The organism is Pseudogracilibacillus sp. SO30301A, assembly GCF_037072025.1.
In the GTDB taxonomy this organism is placed as follows: Bacteria; Bacillota; Bacilli; order Bacillales; family Amphibacillaceae; genus Pseudogracilibacillus.
Window position 1 is genome coordinate 96,407 of the sequence record NZ_JAXHDD010000006.1, and the last position, 18,416, is coordinate 114,822.

15 protein-coding genes are annotated in these 18,416 nt (G+C 35.0%); 13 read left to right on the forward strand and 2 right to left on the reverse strand.

Annotated features, from left to right (window positions below):
* Positions 1–16 precede the first annotated feature (16 nt).
* The 6 genes from lpdA (at position 17) to SPD89_RS05325 (ending at position 6,888) form a co-directional block, all read left to right on the forward strand.
* Positions 17–1,444, forward strand: coding sequence for a dihydrolipoyl dehydrogenase (gene lpdA / locus SPD89_RS05300; protein ID WP_336260919.1), 1,428 nt, complete (start codon positions 17–19; stop codon positions 1,442–1,444).
* A 66-nt stretch (positions 1,445–1,510) separates the two neighbouring features.
* Positions 1,511–2,449, forward strand: a complete 939-nt coding sequence (locus tag SPD89_RS05305) for a thiamine pyrophosphate-dependent dehydrogenase E1 component subunit alpha (RefSeq protein ID WP_336260947.1) — start codon at positions 1,511–1,513, stop codon at positions 2,447–2,449.
* Between the two features lie 13 nt (positions 2,450–2,462).
* Positions 2,463–3,446, forward strand: coding sequence for an alpha-ketoacid dehydrogenase subunit beta (locus SPD89_RS05310; RefSeq protein ID WP_336260920.1), 984 nt, complete (start codon positions 2,463–2,465; stop codon positions 3,444–3,446).
* Between the two features lie 31 nt (positions 3,447–3,477).
* The gene (locus SPD89_RS05315; RefSeq protein WP_336260921.1) at positions 3,478–4,689 is read left to right on the forward strand and encodes a dihydrolipoamide acetyltransferase family protein; all 1,212 of its coding nucleotides are present in this window, start codon (positions 3,478–3,480) and stop codon (positions 4,687–4,689) included.
* Positions 4,690–4,789: 100 nt separating this feature from the next.
* A complete protein-coding gene (locus tag SPD89_RS05320; RefSeq protein WP_336260922.1) occupies positions 4,790–5,221 on the forward strand; it encodes a BrxA/BrxB family bacilliredoxin in 432 nt (143 codons plus the stop codon).
* Between the two features lie 716 nt (positions 5,222–5,937).
* Positions 5,938–6,888 (forward strand): aromatic acid exporter family protein, encoded by a 951-nt coding sequence (locus SPD89_RS05325; protein WP_336260923.1) that lies wholly within the window; start codon positions 5,938–5,940, stop codon positions 6,886–6,888.
* Between the two features lie 60 nt (positions 6,889–6,948).
* Here the strand turns inward: SPD89_RS05325 and prli42 are convergent, their stop codons facing one another.
* The gene (gene prli42, locus SPD89_RS05330; protein WP_336260924.1) at positions 6,949–7,086 is read right to left on the reverse strand and encodes a stressosome-associated protein Prli42; all 138 of its coding nucleotides are present in this window, start codon (positions 7,084–7,086) and stop codon (positions 6,949–6,951) included.
* Between the two features lie 104 nt (positions 7,087–7,190).
* On the opposite strand from prli42, the gene mce reads away from it, so the two are divergent.
* The 4 genes from mce (at position 7,191) to SPD89_RS05350 (ending at position 11,669) form a co-directional block, all read left to right on the forward strand.
* Positions 7,191–7,619, forward strand: coding sequence for a methylmalonyl-CoA epimerase (gene mce / locus SPD89_RS05335; RefSeq protein WP_336260925.1), 429 nt, complete (start codon positions 7,191–7,193; stop codon positions 7,617–7,619).
* Positions 7,620–7,632: 13 nt separating this feature from the next.
* Positions 7,633–9,183, forward strand: coding sequence for an acyl-CoA carboxylase subunit beta (locus tag SPD89_RS05340; RefSeq protein WP_336260926.1), 1,551 nt, complete (start codon positions 7,633–7,635; stop codon positions 9,181–9,183).
* A 23-nt stretch (positions 9,184–9,206) separates the two neighbouring features.
* A complete protein-coding gene (locus SPD89_RS05345; RefSeq protein ID WP_336260927.1) occupies positions 9,207–10,349 on the forward strand; it encodes a M20/M25/M40 family metallo-hydrolase in 1,143 nt (380 codons plus the stop codon).
* 84 nt (positions 10,350–10,433) lie between these two features.
* Positions 10,434–11,669 (forward strand): DNA polymerase IV, encoded by a 1,236-nt coding sequence (locus tag SPD89_RS05350; RefSeq protein ID WP_442961060.1) that lies wholly within the window; start codon positions 10,434–10,436, stop codon positions 11,667–11,669.
* Positions 11,670–12,375: 706 nt separating this feature from the next.
* Here the strand turns inward: SPD89_RS05350 and rnz are convergent.
* Complete coding sequence (gene rnz / locus SPD89_RS05355) at positions 12,376–13,296, reverse strand: ribonuclease Z (RefSeq protein ID WP_336260929.1); 921 nt, start codon at positions 13,294–13,296, stop codon at positions 12,376–12,378.
* A 172-nt stretch (positions 13,297–13,468) separates the two neighbouring features.
* Here rnz and mutS point away from each other — a divergent pair, with 172 nt between their 5' ends.
* The 3 genes from mutS to SPD89_RS05370 all read left to right on the forward strand — a co-directional run bounded on the left by mutS (position 13,469) and on the right by SPD89_RS05370 (position 18,415).
* Positions 13,469–16,030 carry a DNA mismatch repair protein MutS gene (gene mutS, locus SPD89_RS05360; protein ID WP_336260930.1) on the forward strand — a complete coding sequence of 854 codons (2,562 nt, stop codon included), beginning with the start codon at positions 13,469–13,471 and terminating at the stop codon, positions 16,028–16,030.
* 16 nt (positions 16,031–16,046) lie between these two features.
* Positions 16,047–17,897, forward strand: coding sequence for a DNA mismatch repair endonuclease MutL (mutL, locus tag SPD89_RS05365; protein WP_336260931.1), 1,851 nt, complete (start codon positions 16,047–16,049; stop codon positions 17,895–17,897).
* A 74-nt stretch (positions 17,898–17,971) separates the two neighbouring features.
* Positions 17,972–18,415: a Dps family protein gene (locus tag SPD89_RS05370; protein ID WP_336260932.1), complete on the forward strand. Its 444-nt coding sequence runs from the start codon at positions 17,972–17,974 to the stop codon at positions 18,413–18,415.
* Position 18,416 lies beyond the last annotated feature (1 nt).

Sequence of the window (18,416 nt, forward strand, 5' to 3'; positions counted from 1 at the left end):
AGGGAGAAGGGTCTTCATGACAAAAGAATATGACCTTGTCATATTAGGAGGAGGAACGGGCGGTTATGTTGCGGCTATTCGTGCTCAGCAGCTTGGAATGAATGTAGCTGTTGTTGAAAAAGAGAAACTAGGTGGTACTTGTTTGCATAATGGCTGCATTCCGTCTAAAGCATTGCTTAGAACTGCTCAATTGTATAGAGAGATGAAACAATCGAGTATGTTTGGCATTCAAACAGATAAATTAGTTCTAGATTTTTCAGAAGCACAAAATAGAAAAAATAAAGTTATTGATACATTACATCAAGGAGTCCAATCTTTACTAAAAAAAGCAAAAATAGATGTGTATCATGGGTTTGGAAGAATACTCGGGTCAAGTATTTTTTCGCCGATCCCTGGAACGATTTCTATCGAGTATGAAAATGGCACTGAAAATACAATGCTCGTTCCGAAAAATATTCTTATAGCAACAGGCTCAAAACCGCGTTTAATCCCAGAACTACCGATCGATGGGGATAAAATACTTCATTCTGACCAAGCATTGCAATTAGATCAATTACCTACTTCAATGGCGATTATCGGTGGGGGTGTCATCGGGATTGAATGGGCTTCTTTATTACAAGATTTAGGGGTTCAGGTTACTGTAATCGAGAGCAATGAAACTATTTTAGCAACGGAGGACGTTGATATACGAAAAGAGCTTCAGTCATCTTTAGAAAAAAGAGGGGTAACTTTTATTACAAATGCACAAATTGATGCCAAAAAGCTAGCTATAAATGACTCTAATGTATCGATATCTGTTAAGCAAGCAGAAGAAGAAAGTATACTTGTTGAAGCGGAAAAAATACTCATTTCAGTTGGAAGAGATGCGAATATAAATGAAATTGGTTTGAACAATACAAGTATTCAAATGCGAAATGGATTTATTGAAACAAATAAAGTATACCAAACAAAAGAAACACATATATATGCAATTGGTGATTGTATAGGTGGAATGCAACTTGCCCACGTTGCTTCCGAGGAAGGGATTATCGCAGTGGAACACATGGCTGAGAAAAATCCTGCTCCATTAAACCCGCTTCACATTCCAGCTTGTATTTATTCATATCCTGAAGTTGCAAAAGTTGGTCTTACAGAACAAAGTGCAATTGACCAAGGATTTTCTCTAAAAGTTGGTAAGTTTCCTTTTCAGGGAATTGGTAAAGCTCATGTAAATGGAGATACAACCGGTTTTGTAAAAATAATTGTTGATGAACAAACGGATGATGTTTTAGGAGTGCATATGGTTGGTGCTCATGTAACAGATATGATATCAGAAGCAGCACTTGCAAAAATATTAGATGCAACAGCTTGGGAAATATCCAAAACAGTTCATCCTCACCCATCTTTATCAGAAAGTATCTTAGAAGCATCGTTAGCAGTAGATCAGTTACAAATTCATGGATAGGAGGAGAGTTAAGTGACAGAAAATCGACACTCTTCTTTAGGTTTATCAAATGATGATGTTATCAATATGTATAAAAAAATGAAGTTAGCTAGAAAAATAGATGAACGAATGTGGTTATTAAATCGGGCAGGTAAAATCCCGTTTGTTATTTCATGTCAGGGGCAAGAGGCTGCACAAGTTGGTGCAAGTTTTGCGCTCGATAAGAATAAAGATTATGTAGCCCCTTATTATCGGGATATGGGTATTGTTTTAAGTTTTGGCATGACAACAAGGGATTTAATGTTATCGGGATTTGCAAAAGCAGAAGATCCTAGTTCGGGTGGTAGACAAATGCCAGGACATTTTGGCCAAAAAAAGAACAGAATAATAACCGGTTCCTCACCTGTAACGACCCAAATACCACACGCAGTAGGTTTTGCACTAGCCGCAAAATTAAAAGAAAAAGATTTTGTAACACTTACAACGCTTGGGGATGGATCTACAAATCAAGGTGATTTTCATGAAGGATTGAATTTTGCCGGTGTACATAAATTGCCGGTAATTACTCTTGTACAAAACAATAAGCTAGCCATCTCTGTGCCATTTGAAAAACAGATTGCAAGTGAAAATATTGCTGTTCGTGCAAAATCTTATGGGATGCCAGGTGTAATAGTAAATGGTAATGATCCTTTAGAGGTGTATGACGCTGTTAAAAAAGCAAGAGAGCGTGCGGTAAGTGGGGACGGTCCAACACTCATCGAAGCACTTACTGTAAGACTCACTGCTCATTCTAGTGATGACAATGACCGAACCTACCGTACGAAGGAAGAATTAGAGGAAGCAAAGAAAAATGACTGTATCAAACTATTTTCAACATATTTGAGAGAAACTGGAATCGTAACTGAAAAAATAGAAGAAAAGCTCGAAGAAGAAATTATGAATGAAGTAAATGAAGCAACAGATTACGCAGAACAAGCTAAATTTGCTAGTCCTGATACATTGCTTGATCATGTGTATGAGAAGTAAAGGGGGGATAAGAATGGCTGAAATTTCATATATACAAGCGATAAATGCCGCGATGAAAGAAGAAATGGAACGAGATGAAAATGTATTTATTGTCGGTGAAGATGTTGGGAGTAAAGGTGGGGTCTTTCGAGCAACTGATGGGTTATATCAAACGTTTGGCGAGGACCGAGTAATCGATGCACCTCTTGCTGAGTCTGCAATTGTTGGAGTAAGTATTGGATCAGCAATGTATGGAATGAGACCTATTGCAGAGATTCAATTTGCAGATTTTATTATGCCCGCAATAAACCAGATTGTTTCTGAGGCTGCTAAAATAAGGTATCGTTCCAATAATGATTGGAATTGTCCGATTACCATTCGCGCTCCTTATGGTGGTGGAATAAGCGGAGCCTTATACCATTCTCAGTCAGTAGAAGCAATGTTTAATAGTCATCCTGGCTTAAAAATTGTCATGCCATCTACGCCATATGATGCCAAAGGATTATTAAAAGCTGCGATACGAGATAACGATCCTGTTTTGTTTTTTGAACATAAGCGAGCATATCGTTTATTAAAAGAACAAGTGCCTGAGGACGATAATGTCATACCAATAGGTAAAGCAGATGTCAAACGAGAAGGAACGGATGTAACCGTCATTACTTATGGACTTTGTGTACACTTTGCAAAACAGGCAGCAAATAGATTAGAAAAAGAAGGTATCGATGTTCATATACTAGATTTAAGAACGGTTTATCCACTCGATCAAGCGTCAATCATTGAAGCAGCAGGTAAAACAGGTAAAGTGCTGCTAATTACAGAAGATAATAAAGAGGGAAGTATTATTGGGGAAGTCGCAGCAATAATTGCAGAACATTGTTTGTTTGAATTAGATGCACCTATTAGGAGACTTGCTGCGCCCGATGTACCAGCAATGCCATTTGCACAACCTTTAGAAAATGCATTTATGGTTAACGAAGAACAAATTGAACAAGCAATTCGAGAACTGGCTATATTTTAATTATTAATCGTTTACGTAAAGGAGGGTAATAATGGCTGTTAAAGAAATAACGATGCCTAAGCTTGGAGAGAGTGTTACAGAAGGTACCATAAATAGCTGGCTAGTAAATGTAGGAGATACAGTAAAAAAATATGACCCAATAGCGGAAATAATGACAGATAAAGTAAATGCAGAAGTCCCATCTTCCTATTCTGGGGTTATAAAAGAGATTGTACGAGATGAGGGAGATACTGTTCTTGTTGGGGAGTTAATCTGTTATATAGAAACTGAAAGTGAACAAGAACAAAGAGAACCCTCCGAAGCTGTTGTTGAACAAGCGAATGTGGCGACAGATGATGACAGTAAAAATATGCGAGCTAGATATTCACCAGCAGTCGTTAAACTAGCTTCTGAACATAATATCAATTTAAATAATGTAGAAGGTACTGGTCTTGGTGGAAGAATAACTAGAAAAGATATTAAGCAGTATATTCAGTCCTTACAGACAAAAGATAACGGAAAAACATCTGTAACAACATCTGTCAAGCCTGAACAGACAGGAAGTGGTCAAGACAAAGAAATTGCTGTAACAGGTGTTCGGAAAGTTATCGCGGAAAATATGGTGAAGTCAAAAAGAGAAATACCACATGCATGGATGGCTGTTGAAGTTGATGTTACAAACATGGTGTCATATCGCAATAAAATAAAAGATGATTTTAAACAACGAGAAGGGTATTCCCTTACGTATTTTGCATTTTTTGTGCATGCAGTAGCAAGAGCATTAAAAGAGTTTCCTGAAGTAAATAGTATGTGGGCAGATGATAAAATTATCCAACGACATGAAGTTAATATTTCAATTGCAGTAGCCAAAGAAAATGAATTGTTTGTACCGGTTATAAAACACGCGAACGAAAAAAGTGTAACCGGGATTGCAAAAGAGATCTATCAATTAGCACATAAAGCAAGAAATAATCAGTTACAAGCAGAAGACATGGAAAATGGTACATTTACGGTAAATAATACTGGAACATTTGGATCTGTCTCTTCCATGGGGATTATTAATCATCCACAAGCTGCAATTCTACAAGTAGAATCGATTGTTAAAAGACCAGTTATTATTAATGACATGTTTGCAGCTAGAGATATCGTTAGTTTATCATTATCTCTTGATCATCGAATTTTGGATGGATTAATTTGTGGTAGATTTTTAGCGAGGATAAAGGAAATACTTGAAAATATTAATGAGGAAACGACAACCATTTAATTTATTTTAAAATGGAAAATCTGTATAATTGATATTCCAAAATAAAGTTGATAAACTTAGATCAGATAACGTTTTGTTATACTAAAGGAGATGAACCAATTTGAGTTTTAATGATTTCATGGTTGACGTAGTCAATGTTGCAAGAGAAGATATGCGTGAAGCGGGCTATGAAGAAATAACTGAGGCGGATCAGGTTGATGATGCGCTTTCTCGTAAAGGAACGACCCTTGTTATGATAAATTCTGTTTGTGGATGTGCAGGTGGTGTTGCTAGACCGGCAGCAGCAAATGCAATTCATTATGATAAACGACCTGACCATTTGGTTACAGTATTTGCGGGGCAAGACCGTGAAGCTACTGAAAAAGCACGCACGTACTTTGAAGGTTATCCACCTTCATCACCATCGTTTGCATTTTTAAAAGATGGTAAAATAGTTACAATGTTAGAGCGTCATGATATCGAAGGTTCAAGTCCAATGGAAGTAATCAACCGTTTACAAAATATTTTTGACGAACACTGCGAAGAAATATAATAAGCTTTTTCTAATAAGACTGCCTCATTCCTGAAGCAGTCTTATTTTTAGCAAATGAAAATTATGGTTTAAGAATTCAAAAAATGCACCTACGCTTAACTAGACAAAAACTAGCAATTACTTGTAAGTTAAAAGGTAATAACTAAAACACTCCACACAAAGGGAAGAATAATTTTAGAAATATATTTTGATGATTTGAATCCTAGTGCATAGCTGAAGGATACTGTACAGTAGTGAAAATTTGTAAATTAGTAACAGCTTCGTTGATTTCCGCCTCCGGGCAGTTCGCGCATCCTTAGGCACGGCTTCAGCCCTCCTCGGAAGAAAACCGCTTCCTGCGGGGTCTTTAGACACGTGCTTTTCCCGCAGGAGTCGACTGCCCTCCGGCTCCAATCAACCATTATAATAGTAGTATCAAACGGAGCAGAGTTGTTACTATGCACATCACAGCGAAGGAAATACACGGAGACTCCTACGGGAGGAAAGGCCTCGGTGAGACTACGCAGGAGCTAAGCGACGAGGAGGCTCATCAGCCGCCCGTGGAAAGCGGAGTGTATTTCCGTAGCGGTATTTACATCGCAACTTTGTTTGATATTTACAAAGAAAATTACTCAGTTACTGCACAGTTTATGGATTATGGGGATAAAGAACATTAATCCCTGATTATTAGTTTTTTAAAATAGAAAAAGAAGAATTTACTTGAGGGAGATCGAAAGGTGAAAATCGGTTATCGTACGATCAAAACAGCAATTGCTACACCAATTGCAATTACTATAGCACAACTATTTAATGTAACTAATATTGCCTCAGCAGGAATATTAACGATTTTGTGTATTCAACCTTCTAGAAAAAAATCTGTTGAAAGTGCTTGGCACCGTTTTATAGCATGTATTTTAGCAATCATATTTTCTGTTGTTTTTTTTGAATTATTTAGTTACTCACCGATTGTACTTGGTGTGTTGCTTGCAGTTTTTATCCCTACAACCGTTTTACTCAAAATAGAAAAAGGAATAATGACAAGTACGGTTATAACTCTTAATTTGTATGCTTTCGGAACGATTAAAGTCGATTTTCTAATCGATCAATTTTTATTAATTATTATCGGTATTGGTACTGGACTGCTTGTTAATTTATATATGCCTAGCTTAGATAAGCAGTTAAAGGCAAAACAAAAAGAGTTAGAAAACAATTTTAAAATAATCTTACTTGAAATCGCCCTTTATATCCGGGAAAAAAATATGGATTGGGACGGAAAAGAAATAACTAAAGTAGAAGAAATTTTAATTGAAGCAGAGGAATTAGTGGAGCGGGACAGAGAAAATCATTTATTGCGTGACGATCATTCTTTTGAAAGTTATTTTTTGATGAGAAAAAAACAATTTGATTTACTACAACAGATGCTACCGCTTGTTACACGACTACCAAAAAGAGATGACATATCGGAACGTATTGCGGACTTTTTTGAAAAATTAAGTGAAGCAGTACATCCGGGTAATACGGCTGTTTTATTTTTGGATGAATTAAAGGATATTAAAAGTGAATTTAAAAAAGAGGAGTTGCCAACAACACAAGATGAATTTGAAACGAGAGCGAGCCTTTTTCAGCTGCTTTATAATATTGAAGAATATTTGACTTTAAAAAGTAAATTTAAAAACCTGAAGAAGTAAAACTAAAAAATGAAAAGAAGACAGGAAATCAATAAACATCCGGTCTTCTAAAAAATGTATTTATAAAAGTGCTAAACTACTTAAACCAGCTGTAATTAGAGATAAAAGCATGGCAAGAACCATTAAATAGATGAAAAATTTCATTCTTCGCTCACGTTTCGATTTTCTTCTAGGTGCCTGATTTTGTTTTTTCGCCACCGTTAAACCCCCTTTAGAGCAATTTCTATTATATAGTTTATCGTTAAATGTTAAAATGAACAAGTATATAATAATTTTGCATACCAATAGAAGGGGGAAAAAAATTGGAACTGAAAAATGGTACTTTTGAGGCTCCAGAAAAAATAGCTCATATTGGAATTGCTGTACATAATATAGAGAATTCACTAGCGTTTTATAATGATTTATTAGGTTTAACGTTAGAAAATGTTGAAGAGGTTGAATCAGAACAAGTTAAAGTAGCGTTCTTAAAAATTGGAGAATCAAGAATTGAATTACTTGAACCGATCAGTAAAGAATCACCAATTGCTAAATTTTTAGAAAGAAAAGGAGAAGGTATTCATCATATCGCCCTCGAAGTTAATGATATTGAAAAGCGGTTACTTCAATTGAAGACAGAAGGTATCCGTTTAATAAATGAACAACCGAAAGAAGGTTCAAATAATTCACAGATAGCATTTTTACATCCAAAATCAACTAATGGTGTTTTAGTCGAACTATGCCAACATTATTGAAGGAGTGAACAAAATGGATATTTATAGTAAAATTAATGAACTTTATGATAAGAGGCGTGAAGTGGAACTAGGCGGCGGACACGAACGAATTGAAAAACAGTACGAGCGTGGAAAACAAACCGCAAGAGATAGAATAAATTATCTTCTCGATGAGGGTACTTTTGTCGAACTAAATCCATTTATGGAACACCGTACAACAGACTTTGGGATGAATAAGGTTGAAGCACATGGAGAAGGTGTCGTAACTGGATATGGGAAAATCAACGGACGCCCGATATATTTATTTGCACAAGACTTCACTGTTTTTGGTGGAGCGCTTGGTGAAATGCATGCAAAAAAAATTGCGAATGTAATGGATTTGGCTGCTAAAAGTGGGGTACCGTTTATTGGGCTCAATGATTCAGGTGGAGCCAGAATACAGGAAGGTGTTTCATCTTTAGATGGTTACGGTCAAATATTTTATCGAAATTCGATATACTCAGGTGTCATTCCTCAAATATCCGTAATTATGGGACCGAGTGCCGGTGGTGCTGTATATTCACCAGCAATAACTGATGTTATTATTATGGTAGAAAAAACATCTAAAATGTTTATAACTGGGCCGAAAGTTATTGAAACAGTAACTGGGGAAAAGATTTCTGCTGAAGATTTAGGTGGAGCACATGTACATAATACGAAAAGTGGAAACGCTCACTTAAGTGCCAAAACAGAAGATGAAGCACTTGATATGGTTAAATTAATTTTATCTTACTTACCGGACAATAATGAAAATAAACCACCCTTAGCTGAATATGATTCTAATGATGATCATTATCGCGGTGATTTAACTGAAATCGTACCTTATGACACAACTAGACCTTATGATATAAAAAAAGTAATAAATAAAATAGTCGACCCAGATAGTTTCTTTGAATTACATAAAGATTTTGCTAAAAACATTGTTGTAGGCTTTGCTAGACTAAAAGGGCAATCAATAGGCTTAGTTTGTAACCAACCACGTTATATGGCAGGTGGAATTGATATTGATTCCAGTGACAAAGCAGCCCGCTTTATTCGCTTCTGCGATTCATTTAATGTTCCAATTATCACATTTGAAGACGTTACAGGCTTTTTCCCAGGTATTAAACAGGAGCACGGTGGAATTATTCGTCATGGAGCGAAAATCTTGTATGCATATTCAGAAGCAACCGTTCCCAAAATAACGGTAATCGTTCGAAAGGCTTTTGGAGGAGCTTATGTTGCATTAAACAGTAAATCAATTGGTGCAGATCTAGTATTTGCTTGGCCGAATGCGGAGATTGCTGTGATGGGGCCTGAGGGTGCTGCAAACATTATATTTGCTAGAGAAATTGCGGAAAGTGACCATCCAGAACAGACTAGACAAGAAAAAATAGATGAGTATAAAGAAAAGTTTGCAAATCCATATATTGCTGCCGGACTTGGAATGGTTGATGATGTTATTGATCCGCGGGATACGCGATTAAAATTAATACAATCTTTAGATATGCTGTATGATAAGAAAGAAGCAAGACCGAAGAAGAAACATGGAAATATTCCGTTATAATTGATAGGAGGAATTCGTTACTCGTGATCAAAGTCAATAAAGAACGGTTAATTAATGAATTTATGAATTTAGTTCAAGTTGATTCTGAAACCAAATTTGAAGCAGAAATAGCAAGTGTTTTAAAACAAAAGTTTAAGACTTTAGGTGTAGAAGTGATAGAAGATGATGCTAAGAATAAAACAGATCATCAAGCAAATAATTTAATCTGTAATTTAAGAGGTAATATGGATAAAATTGATCCAATATTTTTTACTGCTCATATGGATACTGTAACACCTGGAAAAAATATAAAGCCTTCCATTGAAAACGATTATATCGTATCAGATGGAACGACAATTTTAGGAGCAGATGATAAAGCAGGAATAGCCGTTTTATTAGAGACAATTCGTCTTTTAAAAGAAAATAATTTAAAGCATGGTGATATTCAGTTTGTCATTACAGTTGGTGAAGAATCCGGACTTGCTGGGGCAAAAGCATTAGATACATCACTATTAAAAGCAAAATTCGGATATGCTTTGGATAGCAATGGATCAGTTGGTAATATTGTTGTTGAGGCACCTTACCAATCAAAAATAAGCACTAAAGTTTACGGGAAATCAGCTCATGCAGGTGTTGCACCCGAAAAAGGCGTATCTGCTATAACTGTTGCAGCTAAAGCAATTTCTAAAATGAAGTTAGGAAGAATAGATGATGAAACGACTGCTAACATTGGTTATTTTCAAGGTGGGAAAGGAACCCAAACAAATGTTGTTTGTGACTATGTAGAAATCGTTTCCGAGGCTCGTTCTTTAAAAAAGGACAAATTATTAAAAACAGTTAATGAAATTCAGACAACTTATGAACGTACTGCTGAAAAATTTGGAGGTAGCACGGAAGTTGTTGTTGAAGAAATGTATCCAGGATTTCAGTATAATAAAGAGGATGATGTTGTTAGAGTCGCTCAAAATGCAGCCAAAAAACTAGGTTTACCAGCAGATAGTTTAAAAAGTGGCGGTGGAAGTGATGCCAATATTTTTAATGGATATGGCATCCCGACTGCAAATCTGTCTGTCGGATATGAACATATCCATACAACAAAAGAGCGTATCCATGTCAGCAATTTAATAAATTTAACGAAATTAGTAATTCAAATTATCAATGATACAGCTACTTCAAAGGAATCGTGAGCGTTTAAAGCGTCCAATTTATTTAAAAGCGAATAAAAGTGGACGCTTTTTCCAATCTTTTATAGGTTTAAAGGATGAATGAACATGGTAAAAAAAGCAAAAGTAATTTTTCACGTTGATATGAATAGCTTTTATGCTTCAGTAGAAATGGCTTACAATCCGAAACTAAAAGGAAAACCAATAGCGATTGCGGGTAATCCCGAAGAAAGAAAGGGGATTATTGTAACGAGTAGTTATGAAGCAAGAGCAAAAGGTATTAAAACAACAATGCCACTCTGGGAAGCGAAAAAATTATGCCCTGAGCTAATTGTCATACGTCCAAATTTTCCTAGATACAGAGAGACTTCTACAAAAATTTTTAGGATGTTAGCAAATTTTACCCCTTTAATTGAACCGGTATCTATAGATGAAGGATATATGGATGTGACTGACCATCCAACTCATCCAATTAAGCTTGCAAAATCAATACAAAACGAATTACTGTCTGTTTTAGATATTCCATGCAGCATTGGCATTGGTCCAAATAAATTTCTAGCAAAAACCGCTTCAGATATGAAAAAACCGTTAGGGATTACGATCTTAAGAATTCGAGATTTACCAGAAAAACTCTGGCCTTTAAAAGTTGATGATATGTATGGTGTTGGTAAAAAGACAGCTGAAAAACTACATAAAATAAACATACAAACTATTGGAGATCTAGCAAAAGCAGATGAATACACATTATCACATTTGCTAGGTATTAATGGGGAAAGATTAATAAAACGTGCAAATGGTATTGATTCAAGAAAAGTAGATCCAGATGCAGTGAATGAGTTTAAAAGTATTGGAAATTCACAGACGTTACCAAAAGATACAACAGATGATATAGAAATTGAAAAACTGTTAATCCAATTGGCCACAAGAGTAGAGGAACGGTTACAACGAAGAGAAATGAAGGGACAAACCGTGCAACTAATGATTCGATATAACGATCGTAAAACTGTGACAAGAAGTAGAAAACTTACACAATACATTGATGATATGGAAACAATTGCTTCTACTGTTATCGATTTATTAAAAGAACATTGGACGAAGGAGCCAGTACGATTGTTAGGAGTGACGGTTCAAGATTTACTAGAAAACCAATATGTTGTTCAACAATTGGATTTGTTTACCTACGAGGATGAAGTAAAAAAACACCATATGAATAAAACAATCGAAAGTCTAAAAGAAAAATTCGGTGAGAATACGTTTAAAAAATTGAAGAGTGATAAGGGAGAGAACAATAAATTGCTACGAACAAGTTTCCAGAAGGACTTTCTTGATGATTATCGAAAATAGTAGCTTGCTCATATCGTTTTTATATCCATTCTCTGCTTTTTTCCCGATAACCATAAAAGACAAGGAAAAGACCGCAACAGACATTTAAAATGTTACTATGATAACACCTAATACGTAGTTGAAGTATACTGTGACGTAACGATTTATCACCGTTGGGGGAAAAGTGACTCTACCTCCGCTCCGGAATGTGAGTCGATTAACAACATGTAGAGTCCAGATCTAAGAGGTCGAATCGAACTACTAGACGGGCATGTTTCGATGTTAATCGTGCCGGTTTTGGGTGAGAGTCGTGTAAAACGGGCATGTTTCGTTATTAATCGTGCCCGTTTTGGGTGAGAGTTATAAAAAACGGGCATGTTTTGATATTAATCGTGCCCGTTTTAGGTGAGAGTCATGGAAAACGGGCATGTTTCGATGTTAATCGTGCCCGTTTTGGGTGAGAGTCATGGAAAACGGCAAGTCTTTTTCCAACATGTCGAGTCGATCCGTATCAATTTATTAATAAGCAGAGCCTTACGTCGCAGTTTATGGAAAATAAGCAACAAAGTTTATAGACAAGAACACAAAAAATTCCGAACTATTTCAAGTTACAATTGAATAGATATAGTTCGGATTGGCTATATAACTAAACCGTTCCTTTGCTAACTTCTTGCTTCTTAACGAAAATTTAATCTTTAAAAATTTTTTTAACTTTTGGATCATCTCATCACTTTACTTCATACGTAAAAAAGTCATATGCTAACATTGTATCTGGAAAAATACATTTTGCTTCTTGCAATAACTGATCTTTGTCTTCTTGTTGATATCTAGAAGAAATATGAGTCAATATTAGTGTCTGTACATTTCCTTTTTTTGCAAACTCAGCTGTTTGTTCCGTCGTACAATGAAAATAACTATTAGCTAAATCTAGTTTGGAAGCATCAAATGTAGCTTCATGGATTAACACATTCGATCCATTTATAAACGAAGCATGTTTCGGAATATATCTTGTGTCGCCAAATATAGAGATAACTCTACCTTTTTTAGGCTCTCCTACAACATCGTTTCTATCGATTACTCGTCCATCTTCCAAAACTGTTTGCTTTTGTTGCTTAATTTTGCTGTAAATAGGTCCAGGAGGAATACCTAGTTCTTGTAATTTTCGTACATTCAGTTCACCAAGTTTGTCTTTTTCCTTAATACGGAATCCTAAGCTCTTAATATTATGATCCAGCAGAACGCAATCCACAATGAAATCATTTTCTTCAAAGACATTCCCGCAAGTTTCCAATTCTACAAAATGGATTGGATAAGATAGATGGGATTGACTAATTTCCAAAGAGGTTTCAATATATTGTTTTATTCCTTTTGGACCATAAACAGTCAACGGTTCGGTTCCACCTAAAAATGATCGGCTACTTAACATACCTGGAAGGCCAAAGATATGATCCCCGTGTAAATGAGTAATAAAAATTTTATTTATTTTTCTCGGTTTAATAGAAGTATGTAATATTTGATGTTGTGTCGCCTCACCACAATCAAATAACCACAGTTTATTTTTTTCTTGTGTAAGATCAAGCAAAATAGAGGTTACATTTCTTTCTTTAGATGGAATGCCAGCCCCTGTACCTAAAAATGTAATTTTCATCTGAATAGCTCCTTGATTTAAACTCCTGACACTGCACTGCTTAAAGTATTACTATTTTAACACAAGATGAATGATAGGGAAAACAATGTAGAGATATGACTAGCTTTTTATCTGTTCTGTTTTGTATGGTATAATAGATTGATAGTATGAACCATTTTTGGAGGATTTATTTATGTCAAATCAGACACCAATGATGCAACAATATTTACGAATAAAAGCCGAACACCAAGATGCATTTCTTTTTTTTCGTCTCGGTGATTTTTATGAAATGTTTTATGAAGATGCGATTAAGGCGGCGCAAGAACTTGAAATTACTTTAACGAAAAGAGATTCCGGTCAAAAAGAGCCTATACCAATGTGTGGCGTGCCTTATCATTCAGCAGAAGGATATATAAAAACCCTTGTAGAGAAAGGATATAAAGTTGCTATATGCGAACAAGTAGAAGATCCGAAAAAAGCTAAAGGGGTAGTAAAAAGGGAAGTCGTTCAATTAATCACTCCTGGAACAGTAATGGAATCATCTATGTTACATGAAACGGAAAGTAATTATATCGCAAGTTTGTCACATTTTAAAGACGATTCTTTCGTCATTGTTTATCATGAACTGTCGACCGGAGAGTCACAAATTGTATTAGTCGAAGCTGATTTTTCTACTGTAATTCATGAGTTAGTCAACCAGCAAATTAAAGAACTTGTAATTAGTTCTAATTTACCTGAGTCTTATCGAAATCAGCTAGAAAATCAATTACAAATTGTTCTTTCATATGAAGATGAGGTAAATTTCATTGGTGAATTTCGTCATTTACTCGAAAATCTTGAGGATGAACGATTTTTAAAAGCATTTAGTAGAATCTTAAATTATATCGTACATACGCAAAAAAGATCGCTGCATCATTTACAAAAACCAAAAATAATAAAATTACAAAATTATGTTTCTCTTGATATGTTTTCTAAACGAAACCTTGAATTAACGGAAACAATCCGAAAAAAAGATAGGTACGGTTCTTTACTTTGGGTCCTCGATAAAACAGTTACCGCAATGGGAGCAAGAACCTTAAAAAGATGGGTAGAAAGACCCTTAACGGATAAAAAGAGAATTAATGACCGTTTACAAGTTGTTGAAGCATTAACTAACGCGTTTATAGAGCGAGATGCACTAAGGGAAGCTTTAAAAACTGTCTATGATCTTGAAAGACTTGCAGGACGTGTGTCATTTGGCAATGTCAATGCGAGAGATTTGATCCAATTAAAAGAATCTTTACAATCTATTCCAAAAATAAAAGAAATTTTAGAGTCCATTCCTGATTCACATACTCAAGCAATTAATGAAAAAATATTTTATCCAGAAACAATCATTTCATTGTTAGAAGGAAGCATTAACAATGAGCCACCTGTTTCAATAAAAGAAGGAAATATAATTAAAGACGGGTATAACGAACAGTTAGATGAGTATCGTAACGCATTAAAGAACGGTAAAAAATGGATTTTGGACTTAGAGCAAAAAGAGAAAGATATTACGAATATCAAATCTTTAAAAATTGGTTATAACCGAGTTTTTGGGTATTATATTGAAATTACCCATGCCAATAAACATTTAATTCCGGAAGGGCGTTATGAAAGAAAACAAACGCTCACAAATGCAGAACGTTATATAACTCCTGAGTTAAAAGAAAAAGAAGCACTTATATTAGAGGCTCAAGAAAAAAGTGTTGAACTCGAATATGAGCTATTTATTGAAATTAGAGAAAAACTGAAAGAGGAAATAGAAACGATCCAACAATTGGCAAATATTATTAGTCAAATTGATGTCTTACAATCGTTTGCTGAGGTAAGTGAACAAAATAACTATAAACGTCCATTATTTGTCGAAGAAAATTTATTGATTAAAAATGGACGTCATCCAGTGATAGAGAAAGTGATGGAAGATGGAAATTATGTTCCTAATGATATTAAACTAACGGAGGATAAGTTTATTTTACTTATAACCGGGCCCAATATGTCTGGTAAAAGTACGTATATGAGACAGTTAGCGTTAACGATCATTATGGGGCAAATAGGTTGTTTTGTTCCCGCTGATGAAGCAAGAATTCCGATTTTTGATCAAATTTTTACAAGAATTGGTGCGGCAGATGACCTTGTTCGTGGCCAAAGTACTTTTATGGTTGAAATGTTGGAAGCAAACAATGCACTTAAGAATGCAACAGATAAAAGTTTAATATTATTAGATGAGATTGGAAGAGGGACAAGCACTTATGATGGAATGGCACTCGCTCATGCGATCGTTGAGTATATAAATGATCATATTAAGGCCAAAACATTATTTTCCACACACTATCATGAGCTAACAGAGCTAGAAGAATCATTAGAACATGTGAAAAATATTTATGTTCGTGCGGAAGAATATGAAGACAAAGTCGTTTTTTTACATAAGGTTGAAGAAGGTCGAGCCAATGAAAGTTACGGAATTCATGTCGCTAAATTAGCTGATTTACCGGAAGAATTAATTGAGCGGGCACAAGTTATTTTAAATGAATTAGAGAGTAAAGAAAAAGAAACTGCGACTGCACATTTAGAACAACTGACATTTTTTGAGGAACCTGCAAATAAGAAAAAAATAGAACGAAAACCAAAAGAAGAAGCAGTTTTAAATGAATTGAAAGAAATGAACTTATTAGAAATGACACCACTTGACGCAATGAATGTGCTTTATAAATTACAGAAAAAAATGAACTAGATTGGACGGTGATTTTTTGAAAATACGGCAACTCCCGGAACGATTAGCGAACAAAATAGCCGCTGGAGAAGTTGTGGAAAGACCCGCTTCCGTCGTTAAAGAGTTAATAGAAAATAGTGTTGATGCTAATAGTACCGTAATCAAAATTGAATTAAAAGAAGCTGGGCTAACACAAATTAAAGTGATTGATAATGGAGATGGGATAAGTAAAGAAGATTGTAAACGGGCATTTCTTCGCCATGCAACTAGTAAGATAGCTTTCGATACTGATTTGTTTCATATCCATTCCCTTGGTTTTAGGGGAGAAGCTTTAGCAAGTATTGCATCAGTAAGTAAAGTGACGATGAAATCTTCAATGGGCGATGAAGCAGGTACAAAATTGTACTTGGTTGCAGGTAAAATTATTAAAGAATCAAAAAGTGATGCAAGAAAAGGTACTGAAATCACCGTTGATAACTTATTCTTTAACACACCTGCTAGGCTAAAATATTTAAAAACAATTCATACAGAATTAAGTCATATAACTGATTTAATATATCGATATGCACTCGCCCATCCACAAGTCCGATTTGACGTTATCCATAATGGAAAATCAATCTTTCAATCCCCTGGTTCTGGAAATCGCCTTCAAGTAATCTCCGGCATATATGGGATGCAAGTAGCGAAAAATATGTTAGCAATAGAAGAAGAAACACTCGATTTTAAAATAGATGGTTTTATTGCAAAACCGGAAATTACTCGTTCAAATCGCAAGTTTATAACATTGATCGTAAATGGTAGGTATATTAAAAGTCCTGCTTTATCTCATGCAATTATTCGAGCGTATGACACACTACTTCCGATACATCGTTATCCAATTGTGGTGATGAGCATTCAATTAGATCCAATTTTAATTGATGTTAATGTTCATCCTACAAAATTAGAAATCCGATTTAGTAAAGAAAAAGAATTAATCGCTCTAATTGAACGAATGATTCGGGACGTTTTTAAAAAGCAAACGTTAATTCCAACGATTGAAGAGAAGCCAAAAAACATGCAAGAAAAGGTAAAAACAGAGCAAGAGAAATTTGTATTCTCTCCTTTTAAAGAACCTGAAATAAATCAAGTAAATCATAATCAACGAGTAGTTACTGAGCATATTAAAGAACCTCAACATGAAGAGCGGCTTGTAGATGATAAACCTAACGATGATCTTGAACAAGAAGCAATTTCTTTTTCTGAATCTGAAGATGATTTTAATGAAAATACTAATGAAAGAGAAGGATACAACAACGAGCAAGAACGTGTGCCACCAATGTATCCAATTGGTCAGCTACAAGGAACGTATATTTTAGCACAAAATGAAAATGGTTTTTATATGGTTGATCAACATGCTGCACAGGAAAGAATTAAATATGAATTTTATAAAGAACAATTAGCAAAACCAAATGGAACAGAACAACAACAATTATTGTTTCCACTTACTTTTGAATTTACCACGAATGAAAAGACATTTATAGAAAACAATTATGATCAGTTACAACAAATCGGTTTGTTTTTAGAACCTTTTGGGAATAATACGTATGCAGTACGGGCATTTCCAGGCTGGTTTCCAAAAGGACAGGAAGAGGAAATCATTCGCGATCTTGTCGAACAAATTATCCAAGAAGGGAAAATAAACATTGGAAAATTGAGAGAAGAAGTCGCTATTTTGATGTCTTGTAAACGATCTATTAAAGCAAATCATTACCTTACTGATCAAGATATGGTACGATTATTAGAAGATTTAAGAAAAACGAATGATCCTTTCACTTGCCCACATGGAAGGCCAGTGATTATTCATTTTACCTACTATGAAATTGAGAAAATGTTTAAACGTATCATGTAGAATGAATAATTTGCCATCTGTCGTTAAACCTATTATATAGGTTGTTCAAATACAAAAAACGATTGAGGTGCAATATGGATCGACAGTATTTAATCTTGTTCTTAAATCAGTTGTTAGCGAATTATTTTGTTATTTATGTAAAGCTTCATCGTTATAAATGGTTTGCGAAAGGCGAGCATGTATTTCAACTTCAGCCTATTTTTGAAGACCTTCATTGTACATGGAAAAAAGATATTGATCGTCTTAGTGATCATATTTTATCAATGGATGGAAAGCCATACGCAACAATGATAAAATATGTTAAAGAAGCAACTATAGAAGAAGCGACAGCGGATGATGATGAAGAAGAAATGATGGAACAATTATCCGACGACTTTACACAATTAACGGAAGAAATAGAGGAAATTGGTTTTAAAAGAGCGAAAGAAGTAAATGATGAACTTACTTTATATTTTCTGCTCTCTTTACAACAAAATATCAATAAATACATTTGGAGACTTAAAGCATATTATAAATAGT